Source organism: Methanolobus sp. WCC4, assembly GCF_038022665.1.
In the GTDB taxonomy this organism is placed as follows: domain Archaea; phylum Halobacteriota; class Methanosarcinia; order Methanosarcinales; family Methanosarcinaceae; genus Methanolobus.
Genome location: NZ_CP150629.1, coordinates 1,924,486 through 1,945,716, shown reverse-complemented (window position 1 = coordinate 1,945,716; position 21,231 = coordinate 1,924,486). Strand labels below are relative to the sequence as shown.

Genomic DNA, 21,231 nt, shown 5'->3' with positions numbered 1-21,231 from the left:
CACACACAGGGTTTGTTACGTTCAGGCTTTAGTTGTATCACAATTATCTGAATATAAGATGGAGTATGAGCGACAGGGGAAATAGTTCCTTGAAGGAACGGGGTTATTGTCATTACTTATTTCCCCTCTACTTTTCACTAATATCGAAATATCAGTGACATCTACTTTTAATTGCTATATCGCACTTAACATTTTGATTAACAGGCTTATCCTCTATCAAAAGAATGAGCCAAAAACGACGAACAACATAAAACTTGCAGTCAGGTTTGCTAAGAGTGATGCCTCAAGTCCTTTTTTCCAGTATAACCACCCCATAACCATGCCTGCTATACCGTTCAGGACTACAAAACGTAAAGCAAGTATCTGATCCATCAACAATGGTGAGTACGATACCAGATATCCAATAGCATATATGAGACTTATCAGCACTATTGAGATCAACACACCGGTTTTGGTTGGCTGACCATCTGCTGTCTTCCTTATCTTCCACGAGATCCACACGAGTAGTGTAACCAGCAAGAATCTCAGCACTATCTCTTCTACAATACCTGCGTATATGGAATACAGTAAACGTTGCCATAATGGTGGTGTTGTCAGAAAGGTTATGAGAGGTTCAGTGAACATTGAAAATACAAAATAGTCAAGAACGAACAATACAATGGACAGGAACAGACCCATGAGAATGGACAGCTTCACAATAGAAGTCGTTTCAGAAGGGAATTCTTTTTTTTCAGATAATGAACTGAGAATCGGTGTTTCCAGACCCACTTTTTTTCCAAGATAAAGACCTGTGAATATGGCGATCATCAAAATGACCGTAGACCGAATGAATTGTGTTGCCAATAAACTGGGCAAAGAAACTCCCAGATCATACAGGAATTCCTTTGACATTGTTATAGAATAGGGGAAAGATGCAAGGAAGGAAAGCTCTCCAAGCACGAAGAGGAACCAGTAGATGTTCCAGTCCACAAGTTCCCTTATTCTCATATTCAACAGTCCTTTTTACCGTATATTGAATGCTATTGGTGATCACATTGCATCTTTCGCTGCCTTTGTGAAGAACTCAATTGCCTGTGCCAGTTCCTTATGGTCCTTAGCATATTCCTCTATATCCACACCTCTAAGGTAGGCATCACATGCCTGTACAAGGGCCTTTGCTCCTGCCTGTGTGCCTTCAGGGTGAGCATGTACACCTGAACCCATGGTGGTTATGAAATCAACATTTCCCATCACATCGATGAATGGCTTTAGCCTCACAGGATTCAGGCCACCTGATACGATAGGACAGCATTTCTTCATGCCTCTCCAGCTATCATCCTCGAGTACCACGTGATGCGCAATATCTTCATTGACAATAGCTATGGCATCCTTATCCGTTTCAGGTATCTTTGACCAGCTCTGTGTGAAGAAATGACCCTCTGCACTCATATACTGGATCTCATGGGCTGCAACGACATCCTCTTCCGGTGTTCCCTTCATCTTACCCACACCAGCAGTACCTGTGTGAATACCTGAAGCACCTGCAAGTCTTGCGAACTTTGAGAGTACCAGCACAGAGAATCCAAGGGGGTTCTCAGGTCTTGTGAAAGCACCGTGAGCTGCCCTGTGGAAGTGGATGAAGACATCAGGATACCTGCGCCTGAGAGTCTGTACGGCCATCCATCCGGCAGTTATACCGTCAATGAGGAATGCATAACTTCCGGGTTCGAAACCTGCATTGACTATCATCTCACACCTTTCGATCATGGTATCGAAATCTGCGGCAGAGACGTTGAATGAATGCACTTTCTTCTGTCCTGTTTCCCTTACAGCCTTGTCCATAGCCTCCTTTACATGAGCTACCATCTTCTCATAGGGACAGAAATCCTGGTTGGCCTGTGGTTCATCATTCTTGACAAAATCACCACCGCCTGCCCAGAAATCATAACAGACCTCTGCATACTCTGCAGATGTGAGTCCCATCTTCGGTTTGACGATGGTCCCGAGGATCGGCCTGTCGTACACATTGAGATACCTGCGCATATCGTCCACTGTAAAACCAGGACCATCATACTGTTCCAGCATGGATGGAGGGAACCATACATCAAGGAGTTTAAGAGCTGCAACCTCCTTCATTCCGAGAATGTTGCCCACAATGTAGGTGAGTATATTCTGGACATTCCCTCCCCTGTCAAAGAGCCTCCACGGATATGCTATCCATACAAGTTCCCTGTCAAGGTCCAGCTGGTAGACCAGCGCGTTCATGGTCCTTGAGAATGGTGTCTCTGTATTGACCTTGAAATTCGTCCCAGTGGACGATTCAGCAGCAACCTCAGCAGCAGCCTGCAATACATTGAACTTACCTCCAGGCACCAGACGGAAGACACTGAGAAGGTATTCTCCGTTGGTGGGTTCCGGCAACTCCAGATTCACATATGCTTCCTGTTTCGGATTGAGCGACTTGACCAGATCTTCGTGAATAGAACTCATATAAAGGAAAAAAGTCTGCAATCTATTTTAGTTTTTGGAATGTTTGACCGTTCCTGAGACCGGGATGAAAACATGATGAAAATAGGATAATACTTTTTTCCCGAATATCGCACGGTATTGCAAATTTTTTTAACTAAAGAACGACCACATTCATTTATGAGTGGGGAGGTTAGCTGGTACCGCACAGGTCCGGAAGAGACCTTTACTCTTCTTGAGACGGGAAAGGAAGGATTGAAAGAAGAAGAGGCGAGCCTCCGTCTTTCAAAGCATGGTTACAACGAAGTTGAAACTAAGAAAAAACACGGGCCATTGTACCTGTTCTTAAAGCAATTCAAAAATCCTCTTATCTATGTACTGATAACTGCAGCAGTTGTCACATTCCTTCTGGATGAATATGCGGATTCTGCTGTTATTACAGGTGTTGTTCTTGCCAATGCCATCATAGGTTTCGTGCAGGAAAGAAAAGCGGAGAATGCCCTTGAACTTCTTGCAAAGATGATGCAACCGGAAGCCACTGTTCTGAGGGACGGTCTGCGTGAGCAGATCCATAGCCGGGAACTTGTCGTCGGTGATGTCGTGCTGCTTGAGGCGGGAGCAAGGGTTCCGGCAGACCTTCGTTTGTTCCAGACCAGGAATCTCAGTATAGATGAATCGGCCCTTACCGGTGAATCCGTGGCCGCTGAAAAGGATACAATTGCCCTGACAGGCGAGGATGTACCCCTTGGTGACCAGAAGAACATGGCATTTTCCGCAACACTGATCACACATGGCACCGGCATGGGTGTGGTAGTATCCACTGGCATCAGGACCGAGATAGGTAAGATATCGGAACTTATCAGGGAAACAGAGACAATATCCACTCCCCTCACACGCACGATCGACCGCCTGGGAAAGAAGCTTTTCCTTGTCATCATACTACTTTCGATCATCACATACTTTGTCGGGAGATATCAGGGTTTTGAGGATCTGGAAATATTCCTTGCCACTGTAAGCATGGCTGTGGCAGCTATCCCTGAAGGATTGCCTGCACTTATCACCATATCCCTTGCTATTGGTGTAAAAGCCATGGCATCGAAGAACGCTATTGTAAGGAACCTGCCATCTGTTGAAACATTGGGTTCGGCAAGTGTCATCTGTTCCGACAAGACCGGCACTCTCACGATGAATCAGATGACCGTGGTCTCAATATACACCTCAGAAGGCATGTTCTCGGTTACAGGCGATGGATACTCCATAGAAGGTGGTTTCTTTCAGAATGGACAGCCCATAGATGCAGCGAAGTATCCCTCGCTTGTACAGACACTCAAGGCCGGAGCCCTGTGCAATGATGCCTACATGAAGGAAGATGGCGGTATTGACGGAGACCCCACAGAACGTGCATTGCTCGTATCAGGAAGAAAGTTGTCGGCATTCCATCTCCCAAGGCTGGATTCAATTCCCTTTGAATCAGAGAAGATGTTCATGGCAACTCTGAATGAACCGGATGAGGGTACGAACATCATTTATGTAAAAGGCTCTCCTGAAAAGATAGTGAGCATGTGCACCTCTCGGTATGACGGAGAGAACGAAACAGACCTTCATGGTGGAAAGATACTTGAAGCAGCTTCCGAAATGGCGTCAAGGGGATTGCGTGTCATAGCAATGGCATACAGGCATATGGATGTCAATAAGAAGGAGATGGCTCCTGAAGATATACATGACCTTATCTTCCTTGGATTACAGGGTATGATGGACCCGCCACGGGAAGAGGCCAGGGAAGCGATAAAAAAGTGCAATACTGCAGGCATCAGGGTTATAATGATCACCGGAGACCATGTCCTTACAGCAAACAGCATTGCCGGACAGCTTGGGATCAAAACTGGTGGTGTTTTATCCGGGTCGGACCTGGGAGCCATGTCCGATGAACATCTTTCCGGGGAACTGGGAACGATATCGGTCTTTGCCCGTACATCCCCTGAAGACAAATCCCGTATTGTAGGCCTGCTCCAGAAGAAAGGAGATGTGGTGGCTGTTACCGGGGATGGTATCAATGATGCGCCTGCCCTTAAAAAAGCGGACATAGGTGTGGCTATGGGTATGTCCGGTACCGAGGTTGCAAAAGAAGCTTCTGACATGGTCCTTGCAGATGATAATTTCGCATCGATCGTCAATGCTGTGGAGGAAGGAAGGGATGTCTATGACAAGATACAGAAGGTAGTTCTCTGGACCTTACCGACCAATGCAGCCGAAGGACTTGCCATTATGACAGCAGTATTGTTAGGGATCACAAACCCTCCACTGTTACCTATCCATATCCTGTGGATCAATACTGTCACAGCTATTGGACTTGGTGTTCCCATTGTATTCGAACCAAAGGAAAGGAACCTCCTTATGAGAGCACCAAGACCACCGGATGAGCCATTGCTTCTCCCGGTGATAAAACAAAGGATAGTGATCGTAGCACTTTTGATGGTAACTGCAAGTTTCCTGCTCTTCTTCGAAAAGACAGGTGCAGGTGTCGATATATCAAAGGCACAGACAATTGTCCTGAACACCATTGTCCTTTTTGAGATATTCTACCTCTTCACTTCAAAATCCATCTATGAGAATGTCCTGGATCGCTTGTTCTCGAACCGTGCAATGCTTGGCGGGATATTCATTGTGCTGTCATTGCAATTTTTCATTACATATAGTTCCATGATGAATACTGTCCTGAGAACCTCTCCGCTCGATATCTCAGACTGGATAGCGATCATACTGATCTCAAGTACTGTATTCTTCCTGATCGAAGCGGAAAAGAAGTTGCATAAACAATCCAGGGAAAATAAAGGACGATAGCATCCGGTTCAGAATGTATTATGAAGAGAAGAACTAAGGAAAAATTGAACAGAACGATACATAAATTTAAATTAAAATAAATTAATTTTACTACTTGATGAATGAGATACTGAAACGGATCATAGGAAAAAGCTGTTTCAAAATTGGGATATTCATGATCATAATATTATTCATAACAGTACTGACAGGTATCCTGATGTACATTATAGAAGGAAAGAATGGTGGCTTTAATACTATCCCATTATCGATATACTGGGCATCTTCAACACTCCTGACCGTAGGATACGGTGACATCGTACCGCAGACAGGATTCGGCAGGATCATTGCCATCTTACTTCAGACCCTTGGTTACAGTATCCTCTTCGTACCTGTGGTCATTGTAGTGTATGAGATCGTGAACACGTTCCTCAACCTTTTTTCAGGAACCGTTAATGACAATCCGTAGTCTTTAATATCAGCTCCGGTCTTTTTAATGTACAGAAAAAAGGCTGAAAGAATATGGAATACACAAAGCTGTTCAGGGAATCATTGAACATCACTTTAAACAATCTCCCAGCTTATGGGATGGCTGCCCTTATCCTCACTTTCGGCTCTATTTTCACCATAACCGCACCATCCCTACTCTATGGCTTTGTCTCAATGCTTGTAAAAGGGGCACGTCAGGAAACAGTCAGGACAGCTGACATCTTCAGCGGTTTTCATTCCGGCAATTTTGTAAGAGGATGGGTGTACTTCCTTTTCATGCTGGCTGTCATTGTCGTATTGATGCTGATATGGGTCATACTTTTCGTTTTTGCAGGTGTGATCATGGTCCTGGCCGGTCCATTGACAGGACAGGTCCTTACCGAAACCATGGTGGTCGCCTTGATCATGGTCGTAGCCATAGTCCTGGCATGTGTAGCCGCCGTTCCTGCCATCCTTGTGATCTATGTGCTCCCTCTTTTTGTGATCAGGAAATATGCGATTACCGAGGCGATATCGGAGAGCATTCAGGTGGTGAAGGACAACTTCATTGCAAGTACCATAGTATGCACCATCATTGCTTTGGTCGCACTGGCAGGGGTTGTGCCATATTATGCAGGTTTCTTCTTGCAATGGCCACAGTGGCTAAGTCTTTCTGGCTATATAGCTGGTATCGTCCTTACAACCCCACTCAGCCAGCAGATACTTGTCAATACTACTTTTGAACTTATGGATGAATGAATTTTCACTTATGAAGCTGTTTAAGCATGTTATAAGTGATTTATAGAGTTCCTGCAATATCATCATTGATATAAATAATTAAATTGAAGTAATTTCACTATATATCGCCATATGTCACTTTTTATGTATTATAAATGTAATATATCAGTTTATACTTTATTCTATAGATTATAGACATGAATAAACATTATATATTTGACAATAGCTAATTATTACCATCAAGAATCAATTTTAAATATCTAATATGATATTAACTGCTAATTATCAAGTATATATCAGAATAAACTAGTATAGTCTTGTTTTACAACTTGCTAGCTCCTTGTATTACTTGTTTCTAACTAAAAAAGGAGTAGATATGAGAAAAGAGCAATACAACTTCCCTCTAGAGGATCTTATCTCAGAGGATGACTTTGAAAAGGTAAAAAAGTTCGCAAAGGACAAAGAGACCCCCTTCCTTGTTATAGACCTTGCTAAAGTCGGAAAGATGTACGATGAACTAATAGAGAATATGCCTTTTGTCAAGGTATACTATGCAATAAAGGCAAATCCTCTTGATGAGGTCATCCTGACACTCAAGAATAAAGGTTCGAACTTCGATGCTGCAACAGTCTATGAAATAGACCATCTGTTAAGACTTGGTGTCCAGCCTGAAAGGATCAGCTATGGTAATACTATCAAAAAGGAAAAGGATGTTGCCTACGCATACCAGAAAGGTGTTCGTCTCTTTGTTACGGATTCTGAGAGCGATCTGAGGAAGATAGCAAAGAATGCACCAGGTTCCCGGGTATTCTTCCGTCTGTTAACAGAAAGTGATGGTGCTGACTGGCCACTTTCCCGTAAGTTCGGCGCACATCCGGATGTTGTTTTTGAACTTATAATCCTGGCACAGGAACTCGGGCTTGAACCCTACGGCCTGTCATTCCATGTCGGTTCTCAGCAACGCGATATAGGACAATGGGACAATGCTCTTTCAAAATGCAAATACCTCTTCGAAGCCGTTGCTCTTCATGGTATAAAACTTAAGATGATAAATCTGGGCGGTGGTTTCCCTGCTAAATACCTCTCACCTGCCAATGAGCTCAGCACATATGCACATGAGATCCTGCGATTCATAAAAGAAGACTTCGGAGATGATCACCCGGAGATTATCATAGAACCCGGACGCTCACTTGTTGCAGATGCGGGAATAATTGTCACCGAGGTCATCATGATATCAAAGAAGTCAAAACTGAATCAGTACAAATGGGTCTATCTGGATATAGGAAAGTTCGGAGGACTTATTGAGACCCTTGAAGAATGCATAAAATATCCCATATACTCTGAAAGGAAAGGATATGAGGAAGAGGCCATACTTGCCGGGCCTACCTGTGACAGCATGGACATCCTCTATGAGGACCATAAATATGTGTTTCCGGATGCAATGGAAGAAGGTGAACGTCTCTATGTTTTCACTACAGGTGCATACACCCAGAGTTACTGTTCCGTCGCCTTCAATGGCATCCCACCTTTGAAAGCATACGTGATGTGAACGGAAAAGGTATAACCTTTTCCTTAAACTCTTTTTTGTATTTTATCATTATCATGCAGTGGTCCAGTCGCTGTAAACATACGCAGGATCCGCATTCTGACCCCATGCCCAGATACCCACACGATACTTCTCACCAGCCGGAACATGGAGGTCATAAACAGTATAGGTCAGTGCCTCATCAACAGCAAGGTCTATATTGGTATCAGTTTCCATGTCATCCCACACCATGCCATCGGTAGTTGTCTCAAGTGTTGCATATATAACAACGTCTTCAGCATCCCCGGAGCCCACGTTTACCACTTCTATTTCAAGGTCTACATAGGTCACCTGTCCGATACTTTGACCCTTACCACTGAACTCTGGCATAAGCTCCGGATAGCCTTCAAAAACTGGCACTACAGTTGCTTCAAGACCAGCATATTCATCAGGGATCACCCCAACATCCCATCCGGAATTTGTAGTCTCAAGATAATAATACCTTACACCCGAGTACTCATAATAACTGCCCTGAAGATCAGAGCTACCTTTTACTCCGACCGCCATATGTCCCGGGAGTTCTATAAGGGCTACACCATAACCCATATCATAGAGCAGGGAAGCCAGCAGTATCGAGGAATCCTCGCAATCCCCGCCACCATGGTATAATGTCTCGAAGGGGAAGCGAGGGTATTCATCATACCCTGCAGAAGCACTGTCACTTACATACGGGAGTGACTGGACGAATGTCATGGCAATGTAAGGAATATCATCTCTGCTGTAACCCCCTTCCTCAGCAAGTTCACTCAGTTGTGATGCTATCATGGATATCAGTTCATCATCATATGGATCATTGACAAAATGAGTATATTCCCTGTTACGACTCCTTTCTGAATATGAGTCATACGCTTCGATATTGTACTCATATTCAACTGTGAACTCCGTACTTTCGTAATCCCATCTGTAGATCCTTTCGATCGTATCCTCATTTATCCTGAGGTCTGTCTCCCTTGCTTTGCCTTCATAGGGGTCGGCTTCCAGAATGATCCCAGGTTCTACCGTATATGTCAGGTTAACAACAAAACTATTGTCAAGGATCCCGTCAACATAAATGGTGTAGATGACATTCAGGTCATTCGTATCTTTGATATTGTATGCCGAACCTACAAGCATCGTACCTGATGCATACTCATATCCATTCTTTCTGAAAGATATGGTGACACGTTCGTTCTCTTTGTCCACATCAAGCACTTTCAGAGAATAATTGTTCTCAAATTCAAGGATGCCTGTCCTTTTTAGGGATACCGTATACGGGAAAGAATAGATATCCTGGTATTCCTTATCAAAACCATTGCCTTCCAGAACATCTTCAGGGTCTGAGGCTCCTTCATAGCCATTTACAATTTCGCCTTCACCATATGGATTGTCACCAGGGGTTTCTTCTATTAGACACCCGGATGAGAGAATAAAGGCAAAGACCATAATCATCATGGCCAGCACAACTGGACGTTTTTTCTGAAGGATCATGCTACCTCTACAAAGATTATAACTCATTAATTTAGATATAAGCTAAGTTTATCTATCAGTCCGTATCACTGATAAACTTTTTTCATATTGGGATCTCAGGAGACAATGGTATCCTGACAATGAAACAACTACCTACACCCGGTTCACTTTCAACACTGACAGTACCATTGTGCATTTCAATGAACTTTTTCACAAGAGCAAGGCCCAGGCCAGTTCCATGATATTGGCGGTTATAGAATGAATCTACCTGTTTGAAAGGATGGAATAAAGTGCCAATATCCTCAGGGGAAATACCAATTCCTGTGTCACATACGGATATTGCCATATGGCCATTGTCAATAACAGCAATAATTTCTATTGAACCCCCTTCCAGCGTGAACTTTATAGCATTGCTTATAAGGTTATAGAGAACCTGTTTTATTCTTGCCTTGTCCCCATTTATCTCTAATGTGGCTGGATTATTGTATTTAATTGCGATATTCTTCTTCAAAGCCTGCGGATTCATGATAGAAAGTACTTCCTCTATGACATCTGTGAGAACAAAGTCCTCAAAATTGATCACCATCTCACCTGCTTCGATCTTAGATATGTCGAGAATATCATTGATAAGCACAAGAAGATGTTTCCCACTACTGGATATATTCGAGATATATCTCATTTGTTTATCATTAAGGTCACCGAAGGTACGTTCCAGAAGGAAATCCGAGAAGCCGATAATGGAGTTCAGAGGTGTACGCAGTTCATGACTCATATTTGCAATGAACTCACTTTTTGTCCTGTTGGCCACCTCAGCCATCATCCTTGCCTCGATAAGAGCCTGCTCTATCATCTTTTGTTTGGTAATATCCCTTATGATACCGGCAATCATCGAAGGTTTACCATTTTTTCCATAAACAAGATGTGCATTTACAGATGTATCAATTACACTACCATCTTTCTTAACCAATTTTATCTCATAATGTGTTACAAAACCATTTTTAGTTATCTCATTCAGGAAGTTTTGTCGTTCATCAGGTTCATTATATAAAATACTTATATGTCTGCCTATCAACTCACTTTCATGATAGCCCAGATGTTTCATTATGGAGGGACTTATTGTTAAGATCTCACCTTCAAAGTTATCTTCAAAATATACATCATGGATCTCTTCAAATATCCTGCGATATTTCTCTTCATTCTTCATCAGAAGCTGACCGTGCTCCTTGCGCTGTATTGCACTTATAAGGATCTCACCAATGATGCTCAAAAGTCGGAACATCTCATCATCCAGCTCATCAGAGTTGTATGATGAATCCAGACACAAAAAATTCATATTTTTATCACGATCGACGATCGGGACAACAACAAGGGACTGTTTTCCACCCCTGGTAAGCACATTCAGATCAGCCACATCCACGCCTATAGTTTCAAGATCCGTATCTGAAACTATGCAGGGATCCTCACATTTCCCGATGAACCATTCAGGATTCCTGAGTACAATATCTTTAAGGATAATTTCCCTTGATCTTGCATATCTATCATGCCAGAAGTGAGTGCAGGCTATCTGTCCTTTTACATCGACCTGAAAAATACAGATGAGATCAGAACTTGTGATCTCACCTAAAGACCCGAGTGCCTCTATGATACCTCCATCTATTTCATCTGGTGCAAGAATCATGAACATTGCAGATATCTTCGCCATTAAGTGCTCGATCTTACTTTTTTTAAGGAGAATGTTCTCTACATTCCGTCTTCTGGAAATGTTCTCAAAGGTGACAACACAACCAATGAGTTCATTCTTCTCATCCCTATCAGGTCTTGAAGTCAGCTTTAAAAAAAGTTCTTTGCCCCAGATCGAAGTGTAGGCAACTTCAGTAGTTACTTCGATATCTTCGTTCATAGACCTTTCCAGAAGCTCAGGTAAACCTGCTTTCATCAAAGGTTTGAATGTGAAGAGATTGACGGAACTTGTAACTTCTTCAGAAGGAGAGCCAAGAATATCCAGTAGGAATTGGTTAACATATGTGATATTTCCTTCTGTATCACAACAAAGAACACCTATCTGGAGCTTCTGAATAAGTTCCCTGAATCTATGGTCATCAGACATATGCAATGCCACCTGTAGTTCCGGAAAAAATGCAAATAATCCTGTATATAATCAATATGTATTCGTTGCTATTATAACTACCTAAGTAACAAATCATACTATCAATTGCAGGATAACAAGCATGACTTAAAGAAATACTAAAAAAGATATTTGGTAGCCCGGCACGGATTCGAACCGAGGTTGCGGGATCCAGAGTCCTGCATGATTGACCACTACACTACCGGGCTACGGTGAATGCATCTCCTTAATTGTAAAGGTTAGATATAAAGGTATCGGCTGGCAGACTATTACAGGCCTTCCGGGTTCTCGTTGAGAACTGCGGTCCACCACCATCGTGCCATATCTATGAGATCCTTGCTGAACTGACCTGACAGACGATATTCCTTATCTTTATGAGTAATAAGGCCTGCTCCCAGCAGCTTATTTCGCATTGCGTAGAATGAGGCTCTTCCGATATCAAGTTCTTCAAGAAGGTTTTCCCATTCACTGGTCTTTATCGGATTCCCACTTTTCTGGCGGTCCTCGACCATCATAAGGAATTTCTGGCCGCGAATGGCCGTTGCTTCTTCCTGAAAGAGACGCCTCATCAGGTTGTAATACGGGTCTCTGGAATGAGTAATGCGTGAATTGGCATCGGAACGTACTACAAGCGTTGTAGAGGTTCTTGGTGCGTTTTTTACAATGGACATTTAAATGCGTGAGCTGACAGGATATTCGTATTCTGTTGCTGTATTCGCTGCCTCAACAACCGGAAGCTGAAGGTTTCGATTCCAGTGTAGACCGGATAAGGTCTTCGTATTCTTCCTTCAAGGAATACACTATCGGGGTCTTATACGACTCCTTGTGAGACCGGAGTACACCTAACTTCGAATAGATGTAACCTACCATTGATGCTACAGCGCTACGTGAGATATCATACTTCTGTGTGATGTTCTCATGCAGTTCATCAACTGTTGTCTCTTTCACTTTTAAGAACAGTGATAAGATATGACTACGGAGTCCATTACAATCCAGTTCAATGAACTTTTGTAATCTTCTTTTTATCTTTGCGCGAATTGAGTCCATAGCTTCACCTCATATATAGCACAACCTTTTATATGCCCCTCACTCTATATATATGTTTTTAAACTATTATAATGAAGTGGAAATATTAAGCTGCTGAAGTAAAATGAATAAATATGATCAATGCATTGTTTTACATCTCAGATATTCGGTGACGATATGGAAATAAGGTACGATATTGAAAAGAATATAATTCAGGTCGATTCTGTTGAAATTGACCCTCAGAGTCTGGATAAGAACTTCATTGGTGTTTGCAGTAACTGTAATTCAGATGTAAGTAGTTTAAGCTATCACGCATATGAAAAAGGTACTATAGTTGCTGGAAAATGCAGCCTTTGTGATACGATATTTGCTATCCGATATGATACTGACTGGAACTGGCAAGGTGAGGAACCTATCACTCAGTTCTTTGATATCAAGAATTGCAATGATCTGAAAGTCCTTGATGGTATTGATAAGAAAAAGCTATCCACTGTTTTCACACCAGCAGAAACGGGAGCCATGTATGCAAAAGTACGTGGAGAGAAATATGTTCGCCAGTACCTTTACAGAGCCAGGAAGAAATATGCGGATTTTGAGGAACTTTTTGGAATCAATATCAACATATGATTCAGGAATAGACATATTACAAAAGATCATATAATGTGATCACCACACATTAAATTTTAGAATTTTATATGAAAGTCAAACTAGCTTTTATAAAAATTATAACTGTGCATGATACACAGTTTGTAAATAAACAGACAGTGGGAATTAATAATGCCATTTTTATAAATACACATTATGATTCAAGCTGATAGAGGTTTCAACTGCAAAATGTCCCAAAAAAACTAGCTAAACTTTTTGCAAATATTATTTAAAAAATTTAAATACACCCCATATAATTTTAATCCCTGGTTTTTTTTGTATATTGTGTGCAAAAAATACATAACTAAATGGTAAGATTCATTTGGATATAACTTAATTGCAGATAAAATCGACGTCAATAGCTCTTTTTCAATATAAAATATACGCCCATGAATTGTAAAAACACAATTGGTTATTTGTACATTGAATATACAGTTACTGTTTTCTGTTGATCTAAAACAATAGACTTATATAGCAACATTTGCATACAAGGGTTAGAGGGAAAGACCAGATTCTCCTGGTAGAGCAATTACCACCACCCACAATAGCCAATATCATTTTGTACTACCAATACAACATTGTTCCCTCATATGCTCTGCCAGGAACTCACTTTTACGTTCGTTCATAATAAGGAATATTGTTTCGTGCAGTTACTAATAGGAAGAAGAAGAAACAGATATATTGTCTACTTGTGAGATGTTCTCTAGATAGCACCTTGTTGCTACTAGATAAAATTGGATATTCTCATATTGCTTAAGGTCTGATAGGATGCTTTAATCGTACCACCAGATCAACCAAATAAACTTCCTGATCAGACCTTTAATTTTTAATTGATCATAACCCTATAATGTATCGAAGATATAATTTATATAAAAATCAATGTTTCTTATCTCTTTAAGTATAAACAAGCACAATATTCCTATTTGCAACCAACTAAAGTACGGACCAGATGGGGTGGCAGGATATCTTTCCAGGGGGTTGATGATAGTCTGCCACCATGAGCTTTTAACATTTCTGACAGCTTTAATCGACCTCCGACCTACTAAAAGTAACTCTAAATGCTCTTTGTAATATAACTATTGGGTTTTTTGCTGTTCAAATGCAATGTAATAAAGTATAAAAAGACCATTAACATAAATTAAGAAGTATTTAGAACAGGGTGGAAATTATAAGATTTACAGCTTTGCATCTGAAAACAAAGAATGTGATCAAGAATAGTTATGGGATAGAGCATTAATATACACTTTAGTGAACAATATATAGTTACAATATATAGTTACATTAATTTATTGTGAAGTAATAAAAGTAAAATATTATCCGTGCATATTTATAAAGAGCAATTAAAATAATTGGTGTTTTCGTATCATTGCGAACAAACTCTGCATTTTTGAGGATTTAGTGAATAAATCGGAAGTACGCTAATAAAAGCGCACAATAAAATTACTAGTCGTTATTAAGACACATTTATTTTAGAAGTAAGCACGTTTTCAAACCAGTATTATTATACTATTTTTATATAATAGTTTTTAGTACTTTTAGTCTATAGTATGCAAACTGAAAAATCGCAACTAAAACTGTCACTGATAAATTATAAAGTTCTGGAATTTTGAACCACTTTAGCATATAATTTTAAATTATAGTGGATGAACTTTTCGAAATTTTTAAGTTTATGTCCAGCACTTCATAGCTTGAAAACATAAAAATCCATTTTCCTATAGACTATATGTACAGATGTCTAAAGCTGCCAAAAATGGCAAAAATGCTATGTTTTTGAAAAATCATCCATTCCATAGTATATAAGAATATACCACTTATGACTTAGCACCCCGTCATGATCTACACAAAAACAGTACAAATAATCACATCATACTATCTGGCATCCATATTACTATAGTCATTGTAACTAGTTTTTTTATTTTTTGCTGGGCTAAGTGGGAGATAAATTTAAAAATAATCACCATTATCCTTGAGTGACCAACTATAAGCTAATACAACTCCGAATCATAAAAATATCAATTTATTTGACATTTGGCAACAATCAAGATTATTTGACAGATAACCTAAGATTTATTGAGCATGCAATTGTAAGTAAATTATAATCTTAAATAAAAATTAGTTGAATGTTTAATTTTATTTGCTTATTTTTATATAAATAAATACTTAACTTTTAGCCTATACTAGCTAAACCAATTAATAATAAATAAAAATAGATAAATAAAAATATAACTTTTATAAATTTTAAAAGTTTTGCACACAAAACTACATAGTAAATTTTAAAGAAATATAACAGATTGTTTAAAGGATATATTCTACAATATGCTTTTTTAACTTATCACAGATTCACCTCTCAACTATCCACAAAATATACACTTAAGTATATATTAGCTAATTGAAAGCTATTATTGCTAACTGAAACAATTCATACAATCATACCTGCCTCTTTGACAGAACTCCTAAACCTAAATATGAGATGGTGGCATATTTGATTAACTGTGCAGGTGACATATGGACAAAAAAAGAATTCTAATATATTCTACTGTTTTTCTGATCATGGGATTGTCAAATTCCGTAATCCCGGTTCTGCCTGAGATAGCTGCAGGTAGTCTTGTATCATCAGGGACCATCTCATACACATTACTCTTTTCCGGCTACTTCATAGGTGCCTTACTCACCATGATCCCATTTGGTTTCATGACAGACCGATATAACAATATAAAGATCATCACCCTTTCCATTACATTAACATCCTTTGCAGGGATGATGTTGATACTTAGTGAGAACATTTATCTACTCGTCACTGCCAGACTCCTGGAAGGAATCGCATGCGGCGCATTCTTCCCACCAGCGTATGCACTGCTGGCAGGCTTCCATGAAAAGAACAGATACATCGGTGAGTTCAACTTCCTCCTTAATGCAGGACTCGCTGTTGGAGTTCTTGCATCCGGATTCCTTGCTTCCAGATCAGTCAGGGGAGCGATCACACTCTTCACTATACTATCTATTATAGTTCTGGTCATAGGGATTGTCACCCTATTTCTCAATAAGGAGAAAGAGAGTACAAAGACTACAGAGAGAACAACACCCCCCACAAAAAGGATGTCCCCTGGATCAGAAATCAAGAGAGTATTAGGCAAGCTGTTCAATATCCGCTTCCTGCGGATCTGGATAACCGCATTCCTGCTTTTTGGTATCACCGGAGTACTGCTCGCGTTCTATCCCGAATACAGCAAGGACATACTCAGCAAACCTGAACTCGGCATTGCAATAGCAATACTGTACATCAGCTCCATGATAACGAACCTCGTGGTCGGCAGGATGAAACTGCATTTCAAACACATGGTCACCTCAGGAATGATATTAGCAGCGGCCGGAGTGCTTATCTCTATAAGGTTCCCATTCACCGGATTCGCACTGCTCGGGATCGGTTCAGGAATAGGGATGATCGGCCTGCCTGTTGCTGTATCCCACATGCCTTTTGACAGAGGGCTTGCAATGGGCATCTTCAATACATATACCTACGCAGGACTCGCATTCATGCCGATAATTGCAGGCCTGTTCATCGATATGGGCTACCAGGCAGTGTTCATCTTGAGTGCTGCTTTTATGGTGCTGTCCCTTTTTCTGAAGGATGGACTGGAAAGTGGGGAGTGAAATCTTCAAGGAAGTTGTTTATTAGGGATGTGATTCACTCAAGTGTCCCCTGCGAATCGCTTTTCACAAATGGATTTAAAACCCGCCACAGCCCACAAGTTACTACTTTTTACAAGTTAAGGTTTGGCTAGCGGAGTGAAAATAATAGATTTAACGAATTCCAACCAAGTCATAAAGTTGCACATAAATTTTTAGATAATCGTAGTATTCATCTGAATCAAAAACAATTTCTTTTTCAATTTCTTGACGCCCCTCATACGTTTCAGAAAATAAAAAAATATTAGATTTTATGAATAATGTTCTTAATTCCGGATCCAATTTGATAGAATAAGATCCATCATATAATGGTTTTTCATTTTCAATCTCATCTTCCTGTAAATCATTTTCAATATCAAAAGCATAAGTAGAAATGCTTAGATATTTTTCTGTGCTGAGCACAAAAAGATAAGCAGCATCAAGTGAATCTTCGACTTTTTCTTTTTCTGGTATCTCATAAGAATGCTCCATTAAATTTCTAGTTTTATTAATCTTTATTAATATGCGAGGTGAGATAATTCCTGCTTTATTTAGCATCTCAGCTTTTGAAGGGAAACCTAGATTTTTCTTTTTAGCTATGTCATAAAGCCCCAAAAACATTAAGAGGGAATCCATTTGGCACTCAATAGCTCTTTTGGTGTTTGAAAGACAGTCAAGTAAGCCATGAGGTGTATTCTCATTTAAGTTAGCTTCCGCATATTGTATGAATTCTTTAGGTGTTACCATAAAGGGTGACTCGAATTCACCAGGACGAGTTCCCCAGACCCGTCCAAATTTATTAAATTCTTTAAGTATATCTACATTCAGTACATCGTCCATAAAAGAAAGGGGTTTTACAAATATTAATAGATGTCTATTTTACAATTAAATTTGCTTGTTTACCACTTTTTGTTCATAGTATTACTGCTATGGATTTTGTTGGGACGTAACAAAAACTCTATATTTCTATTACCATTGAACAAGTGTTTTCTGAAAAATACTCTTTTTTGCACAGCTCCATCACACGTAGTAAATGATATCAAAAATGAGATTTTGTTATTTCATATTTTGATATCAGAAATCATACAAGATTTCTTCAATTTAACTGTCATACTTTTTAAAGTAAATCTATATGTTTTGCATATTTCATCACACATTCGGAAATAATCAAGATAGACTAATTGCGCTACTTTGTATTTGCAACCTCTATACTATTCAAACACTAAATATTTAAATAAAAATAGCATAATACAATTCATAACTTTAATAATAAATTAATTTTTAAACACATATTTACTTATAAGTTAAAACTGTAACTAAAATTTATTACACTGAATCAGATAGTTTAGTGTATATTAATTCCACCTTAACGTAACTAAATATAATTACATAAACCTACCCTTTGTCTTAACACACGTAAAAATGCCCAAAAACAGAAGATGGATGAAATAAATAAGAAGCATTGCCTTCATTTTATAAAAAGTGAATCCAAATAGAAACTTTATTATGCCTGTCGCCTCTTTCATGAAGTTATGACAGCCAGTAAAAACGGAATGAAGCATAAATGCCCGGGTGATGGAAGGTGCAACTTGCATGAGCATGCTGTTTTTAAGCTACTCACGCTATGCTTTTTGCTTTTATTCCTATCCCCGACCTGCACTGCAAACAGTATTGTAGAAATAGGTCCGGTAAATACACCACATGGAGCGGTAATTCTCATAGTTGACGGACTCAGTTCTTCTTATATCTATCCTGAATACACACCTTATGCTATCGATGGAAGCGAACTTGAGAAAGCCCGACCGGAAAAGATATTGAGTATCTTCGACCAGAGTTGCAGAGTACTTGATGTAACTGCACCCCAGACATTCACGGAGGGTGGACATTCAGTTCTTGCTACCGGTTATTCAAAAGCAGATGGAGAACTTGTGGGAGCTTACAGGACAACGATATACGATGTAGCTCATGACAATGACTATATGGCATTTGCCATTATGCAGAAAGGAGACTCATCCGGAATGTGCAGCAAGCAGAATGTAGTGATACATGATGTGGATAACTCCATCAACGAACCTAAGATGGTCACAGACACAAACATGTTATCAACATCAGATAAGAGCATATCCTTTGCAGTGGCAGACATGATGCAGGAACATTCATCCATATTACAGGGAATACTGGACCAGTATCCGGAAGGCTCTCAGGAAAGATATGACGCTTATGACATCTGGGCGATCGATACAGGTACAGCCCTTGTTGGGTTCATGGCGAAAGAATATCCTGAACAGAACTATATCCTCACCATCAATGCAGGAGCAGTAGACAGTGCCGGTCATTACAAAAAGGACAGTGGATATATTGCAACTATTGAAGGACTGGATGAAGCTACCTTTGAACTCTACACTACCTGCTTAGAAAATGATATGGCTTTCATCCTTACAGGTGACCATGGAATGGCATTCCCGACAGCAGATTCCAGAGGAGGGCATCAGTCAGACAAATATTCTGTGATGACCGAATCCCAGAAAGTACCTTTTATCATATCAGCAGAGGATGTTGATACCGGTGTGATCCAGGGTAAATTCGGACAGGAGGATATCGCACCCACCATCCTGGAAGTGCTGAACCTTCACGGAGAACTGAGAGTTGCCGATGGCACAGCGATACATGTAAAGGACTATGTGAACCTCAGGGTCAGTTTGCCGGAAGAGGGGGACATCATCATTCTGAGAAATGAAGAGACCATCTACCAGAATACAAATGAGGGAACCATTTCTTTCATGGGACTTGAATCAGGTATCGAGTACATACTCAGGTATACGTCAACATCAGAACCTGATAATATAATAGAATACACCATAGATACGGGTTCGAGCACATTTCTTGACATACTTTCCCTTACACAGGCAGAAGGAAGCCAGTCCACAGGTGACGGATCATTTTGGAACAAACGTTACATTGCAGGTGGGGTACTGATAGTCTGTGTGAACCTGACAGGACTTGCTCTGATCCGCAAGATATTGAAGGAATGAACGAGAGATATTATAGTAAGTAGAAGAAGATCAATTGACATAATTAAAGGTCGTATGGCTTTGTGTCACAATGACTTACGTACACTTCTTGAAGGAACCTCGGTTATTTTCAAAAATGAGGCTCCACTCATTCGTATAAGTTCAGCTAACGCTATGATAATTGGCGATATCCATGGCAATATCAAGGCACTGGAGTTCATTCTCAGGATGTATCAGGAAATGGGATGTGAGGATGTGATCTTCCTTGGAGATTACGTTGACAGGGGACAGGATTCTGTTGCTGTGCTCTGCCGGTTGCTTGAACTGAAACTAAAGAATGAACGGAACATCATACTCCTGAAAGGGAATCATGAGACACAGGAAATGAACAGCATCTATGGTCTTTACGATGAGATACAGGACCACGACCTCTTTCTTTTTGCCAACAGCATCTTTCAGGAAATGCCGGTCGCAGCACTCCTGAACAATACTATATTTTGTGTACATGGGGGCATTCCGGGAGTTGTCGATATTAAGGAAATGACCAAAGAGAACTCTTTCCCTTATCTCTGGAACGACCCATCGAACCTTCCAGGTATGACCGCATCCACAAGGGGCATAAGACCGGAATGTTTCGGACCTGATGTATTTCATGATTTTATGAGACTGAACGGACTTTCATTGATGATACGTGCCCATACAGCATACTTCCGCGGCTATGCATGGTTGTTCGACAAAAGACTCCTGTCAATATTCTCAAGCCCCGGATACACAGGTATCAAAAATACAGGCACATTTGCCACCGTGAAAGGTAATGAGGCCTCTGTTTTCGTTTTTGGTCAGGATGAAGAAGGACGGGATGAAAACTACAGGATTATCACCCTTGATAAATAAGCGTACAGAGCCTCACAAACTCTCTTAGATGAAATTACCCAGTTCACAATTGTTAAATATGAATAAGCTCATAGAGTGGGCATCATCAGGAACATTTAAATTACTCTGACACTGATACTATATGGGGTAAATATATGACAGAAACTAATATCGATGTAAGAGGAGAGACCTGCCCGGTTCCTCTTGTAGAATGCCGCAAAGCCCTCAAAAAAGCTGCTCCGGGAGATGAGATAGTCATATTGGGAACGCATCCTGCTTCCAAAAAAGAGATACCAATGGCCTGTAATGCAATGGGTCTTGAGGTCATGGAAGTCGAAGAGAATGATGATAAAGAGTGGAAGATACGCATCAAGAGATGATGCAGG

At 40.3% G+C, this 21,231-nt stretch carries 16 protein-coding genes and 1 tRNA gene; 9 read left to right on the top strand and 8 right to left on the bottom strand.

Annotated elements, in window-relative coordinates:
• Positions 1-216 precede the first annotated feature (216 nt).
• Together V7O63_RS09305 and V7O63_RS09300 are read right to left on the bottom strand one after the other, a co-directional pair.
• Positions 217-987 (bottom strand): CPBP family glutamic-type intramembrane protease, encoded by a 771-nt coding sequence (locus tag V7O63_RS09305; RefSeq protein ID WP_340818186.1) that lies wholly within the window; start codon positions 985-987, stop codon positions 217-219.
• Positions 988-1,029: 42 nt separating this feature from the next.
• Positions 1,030-2,469: a ribulose-bisphosphate carboxylase gene (locus V7O63_RS09300; RefSeq protein ID WP_340818185.1), complete on the bottom strand. Its 1,440-nt coding sequence runs from the start codon at positions 2,467-2,469 to the stop codon at positions 1,030-1,032.
• Positions 2,470-2,625: 156 nt separating this feature from the next.
• On the opposite strand from V7O63_RS09300, the gene V7O63_RS09295 reads away from it, so the two are divergent.
• The 4 genes from V7O63_RS09295 (at position 2,626) to V7O63_RS09280 (ending at position 8,017) form a co-directional block, all read left to right on the top strand.
• Complete coding sequence (locus V7O63_RS09295) at positions 2,626-5,286, top strand: HAD-IC family P-type ATPase (RefSeq protein WP_340818184.1); 2,661 nt, start codon at positions 2,626-2,628, stop codon at positions 5,284-5,286.
• A gap of 97 nt (positions 5,287-5,383) precedes the next feature.
• Entirely contained in the window at positions 5,384-5,731 is a 348-nt protein-coding gene (locus tag V7O63_RS09290) for a potassium channel family protein (RefSeq protein ID WP_340818183.1), read from the top strand.
• A gap of 53 nt (positions 5,732-5,784) precedes the next feature.
• Entirely contained in the window at positions 5,785-6,489 is a 705-nt protein-coding gene (locus V7O63_RS09285) for a hypothetical protein (protein WP_340818182.1), read from the top strand.
• A gap of 355 nt (positions 6,490-6,844) precedes the next feature.
• Positions 6,845-8,017, top strand: coding sequence for a type III PLP-dependent enzyme (locus V7O63_RS09280; protein WP_340818181.1), 1,173 nt, complete (start codon positions 6,845-6,847; stop codon positions 8,015-8,017).
• Between the two features lie 51 nt (positions 8,018-8,068).
• Here V7O63_RS09280 and V7O63_RS09275 read toward each other — a convergent pair whose 3' ends face one another.
• The 5 genes from V7O63_RS09275 to V7O63_RS09255 all read right to left on the bottom strand — a co-directional run bounded on the left by V7O63_RS09275 (position 8,069) and on the right by V7O63_RS09255 (position 12,671).
• Positions 8,069-9,520, bottom strand: coding sequence for a hypothetical protein (locus tag V7O63_RS09275; RefSeq protein ID WP_340818180.1), 1,452 nt, complete (start codon positions 9,518-9,520; stop codon positions 8,069-8,071).
• An 82-nt stretch (positions 9,521-9,602) separates the two neighbouring features.
• Entirely contained in the window at positions 9,603-11,606 is a 2,004-nt protein-coding gene (locus V7O63_RS09270; RefSeq protein ID WP_340818179.1) for a PAS domain S-box protein, read from the bottom strand.
• Between the two features lie 151 nt (positions 11,607-11,757).
• Positions 11,758-11,833: transfer RNA gene (locus V7O63_RS09265), tRNA-Gln, on the bottom strand.
• A gap of 60 nt (positions 11,834-11,893) precedes the next feature.
• Entirely contained in the window at positions 11,894-12,295 is a 402-nt protein-coding gene (locus V7O63_RS09260; protein WP_340818178.1) for a hypothetical protein, read from the bottom strand.
• Positions 12,296-12,347: 52 nt separating this feature from the next.
• Positions 12,348-12,671 carry a DUF2551 domain-containing protein gene (locus V7O63_RS09255; protein ID WP_340818177.1) on the bottom strand — a complete coding sequence of 108 codons (324 nt, stop codon included), beginning with the start codon at positions 12,669-12,671 and terminating at the stop codon, positions 12,348-12,350.
• Positions 12,672-12,827: 156 nt separating this feature from the next.
• Here V7O63_RS09255 and V7O63_RS09250 point away from each other — a divergent pair, with 156 nt between their 5' ends.
• Together V7O63_RS09250 and V7O63_RS09245 are read left to right on the top strand one after the other, a co-directional pair.
• Complete coding sequence (locus tag V7O63_RS09250; RefSeq protein ID WP_340818176.1) at positions 12,828-13,277, top strand: hypothetical protein; 450 nt, start codon at positions 12,828-12,830, stop codon at positions 13,275-13,277.
• Positions 13,278-15,800: 2,523 nt separating this feature from the next.
• On the top strand, positions 15,801-16,946 hold the full coding sequence (locus tag V7O63_RS09245) for an MFS transporter (RefSeq protein ID WP_340818175.1): 1,146 nt from the start codon (positions 15,801-15,803) through the stop codon (positions 16,944-16,946).
• 150 nt (positions 16,947-17,096) lie between these two features.
• On the opposite strand, the gene V7O63_RS09240 is transcribed toward V7O63_RS09245, so the two are convergent.
• Complete coding sequence (locus tag V7O63_RS09240; protein WP_340818174.1) at positions 17,097-17,801, bottom strand: hypothetical protein; 705 nt, start codon at positions 17,799-17,801, stop codon at positions 17,097-17,099.
• 692 nt (positions 17,802-18,493) lie between these two features.
• Between V7O63_RS09240 and V7O63_RS09235 the strand changes: the two genes are divergently transcribed.
• From V7O63_RS09235 to V7O63_RS09225, 3 genes are all read left to right on the top strand, one after another.
• Positions 18,494-19,993, top strand: coding sequence for a sulfatase-like hydrolase/transferase (locus tag V7O63_RS09235; protein ID WP_340818173.1), 1,500 nt, complete (start codon positions 18,494-18,496; stop codon positions 19,991-19,993).
• Between the two features lie 54 nt (positions 19,994-20,047).
• Positions 20,048-20,866 (top strand): metallophosphoesterase family protein, encoded by an 819-nt coding sequence (locus V7O63_RS09230; protein WP_340818172.1) that lies wholly within the window; start codon positions 20,048-20,050, stop codon positions 20,864-20,866.
• 134 nt (positions 20,867-21,000) lie between these two features.
• On the top strand, positions 21,001-21,225 hold the full coding sequence (locus tag V7O63_RS09225; RefSeq protein WP_340818171.1) for a sulfurtransferase TusA family protein: 225 nt from the start codon (positions 21,001-21,003) through the stop codon (positions 21,223-21,225).
• Positions 21,226-21,231 lie beyond the last annotated feature (6 nt).

Coding starts and splice junctions, on each gene's coding strand:
- V7O63_RS09305 (WP_340818186.1), bottom strand. CDS start 987: ATGAGAATAAGGGAACTTGTGGACTGGAACATCTACTGGTTCCTCTTC.
- V7O63_RS09300 (WP_340818185.1), bottom strand. CDS start 2,469: ATGAGTTCTATTCACGAAGATCTGGTCAAGTCGCTCAATCCGAAACAG.
- V7O63_RS09295 (WP_340818184.1), top strand. CDS start 2,626: ATGAGTGGGGAGGTTAGCTGGTACCGCACAGGTCCGGAAGAGACCTTT.
- V7O63_RS09290 (WP_340818183.1), top strand. CDS start 5,384: ATGAATGAGATACTGAAACGGATCATAGGAAAAAGCTGTTTCAAAATT.
- V7O63_RS09285 (WP_340818182.1), top strand. CDS start 5,785: ATGGAATACACAAAGCTGTTCAGGGAATCATTGAACATCACTTTAAAC.
- V7O63_RS09280 (WP_340818181.1), top strand. CDS start 6,845: ATGAGAAAAGAGCAATACAACTTCCCTCTAGAGGATCTTATCTCAGAG.
- V7O63_RS09275 (WP_340818180.1), bottom strand. CDS start 9,520: ATGATCCTTCAGAAAAAACGTCCAGTTGTGCTGGCCATGATGATTATG.
- V7O63_RS09270 (WP_340818179.1), bottom strand. CDS start 11,606: ATGTCTGATGACCATAGATTCAGGGAACTTATTCAGAAGCTCCAGATA.
- V7O63_RS09260 (WP_340818178.1), bottom strand. CDS start 12,295: ATGTCCATTGTAAAAAACGCACCAAGAACCTCTACAACGCTTGTAGTA.
- V7O63_RS09255 (WP_340818177.1), bottom strand. CDS start 12,671: ATGGACTCAATTCGCGCAAAGATAAAAAGAAGATTACAAAAGTTCATT.
- V7O63_RS09250 (WP_340818176.1), top strand. CDS start 12,828: ATGGAAATAAGGTACGATATTGAAAAGAATATAATTCAGGTCGATTCT.
- V7O63_RS09245 (WP_340818175.1), top strand. CDS start 15,801: ATGGACAAAAAAAGAATTCTAATATATTCTACTGTTTTTCTGATCATG.
- V7O63_RS09240 (WP_340818174.1), bottom strand. CDS start 17,801: ATGGACGATGTACTGAATGTAGATATACTTAAAGAATTTAATAAATTT.
- V7O63_RS09235 (WP_340818173.1), top strand. CDS start 18,494: ATGACAGCCAGTAAAAACGGAATGAAGCATAAATGCCCGGGTGATGGA.
- V7O63_RS09230 (WP_340818172.1), top strand. CDS start 20,048: ATGGCTTTGTGTCACAATGACTTACGTACACTTCTTGAAGGAACCTCG.
- V7O63_RS09225 (WP_340818171.1), top strand. CDS start 21,001: ATGACAGAAACTAATATCGATGTAAGAGGAGAGACCTGCCCGGTTCCT.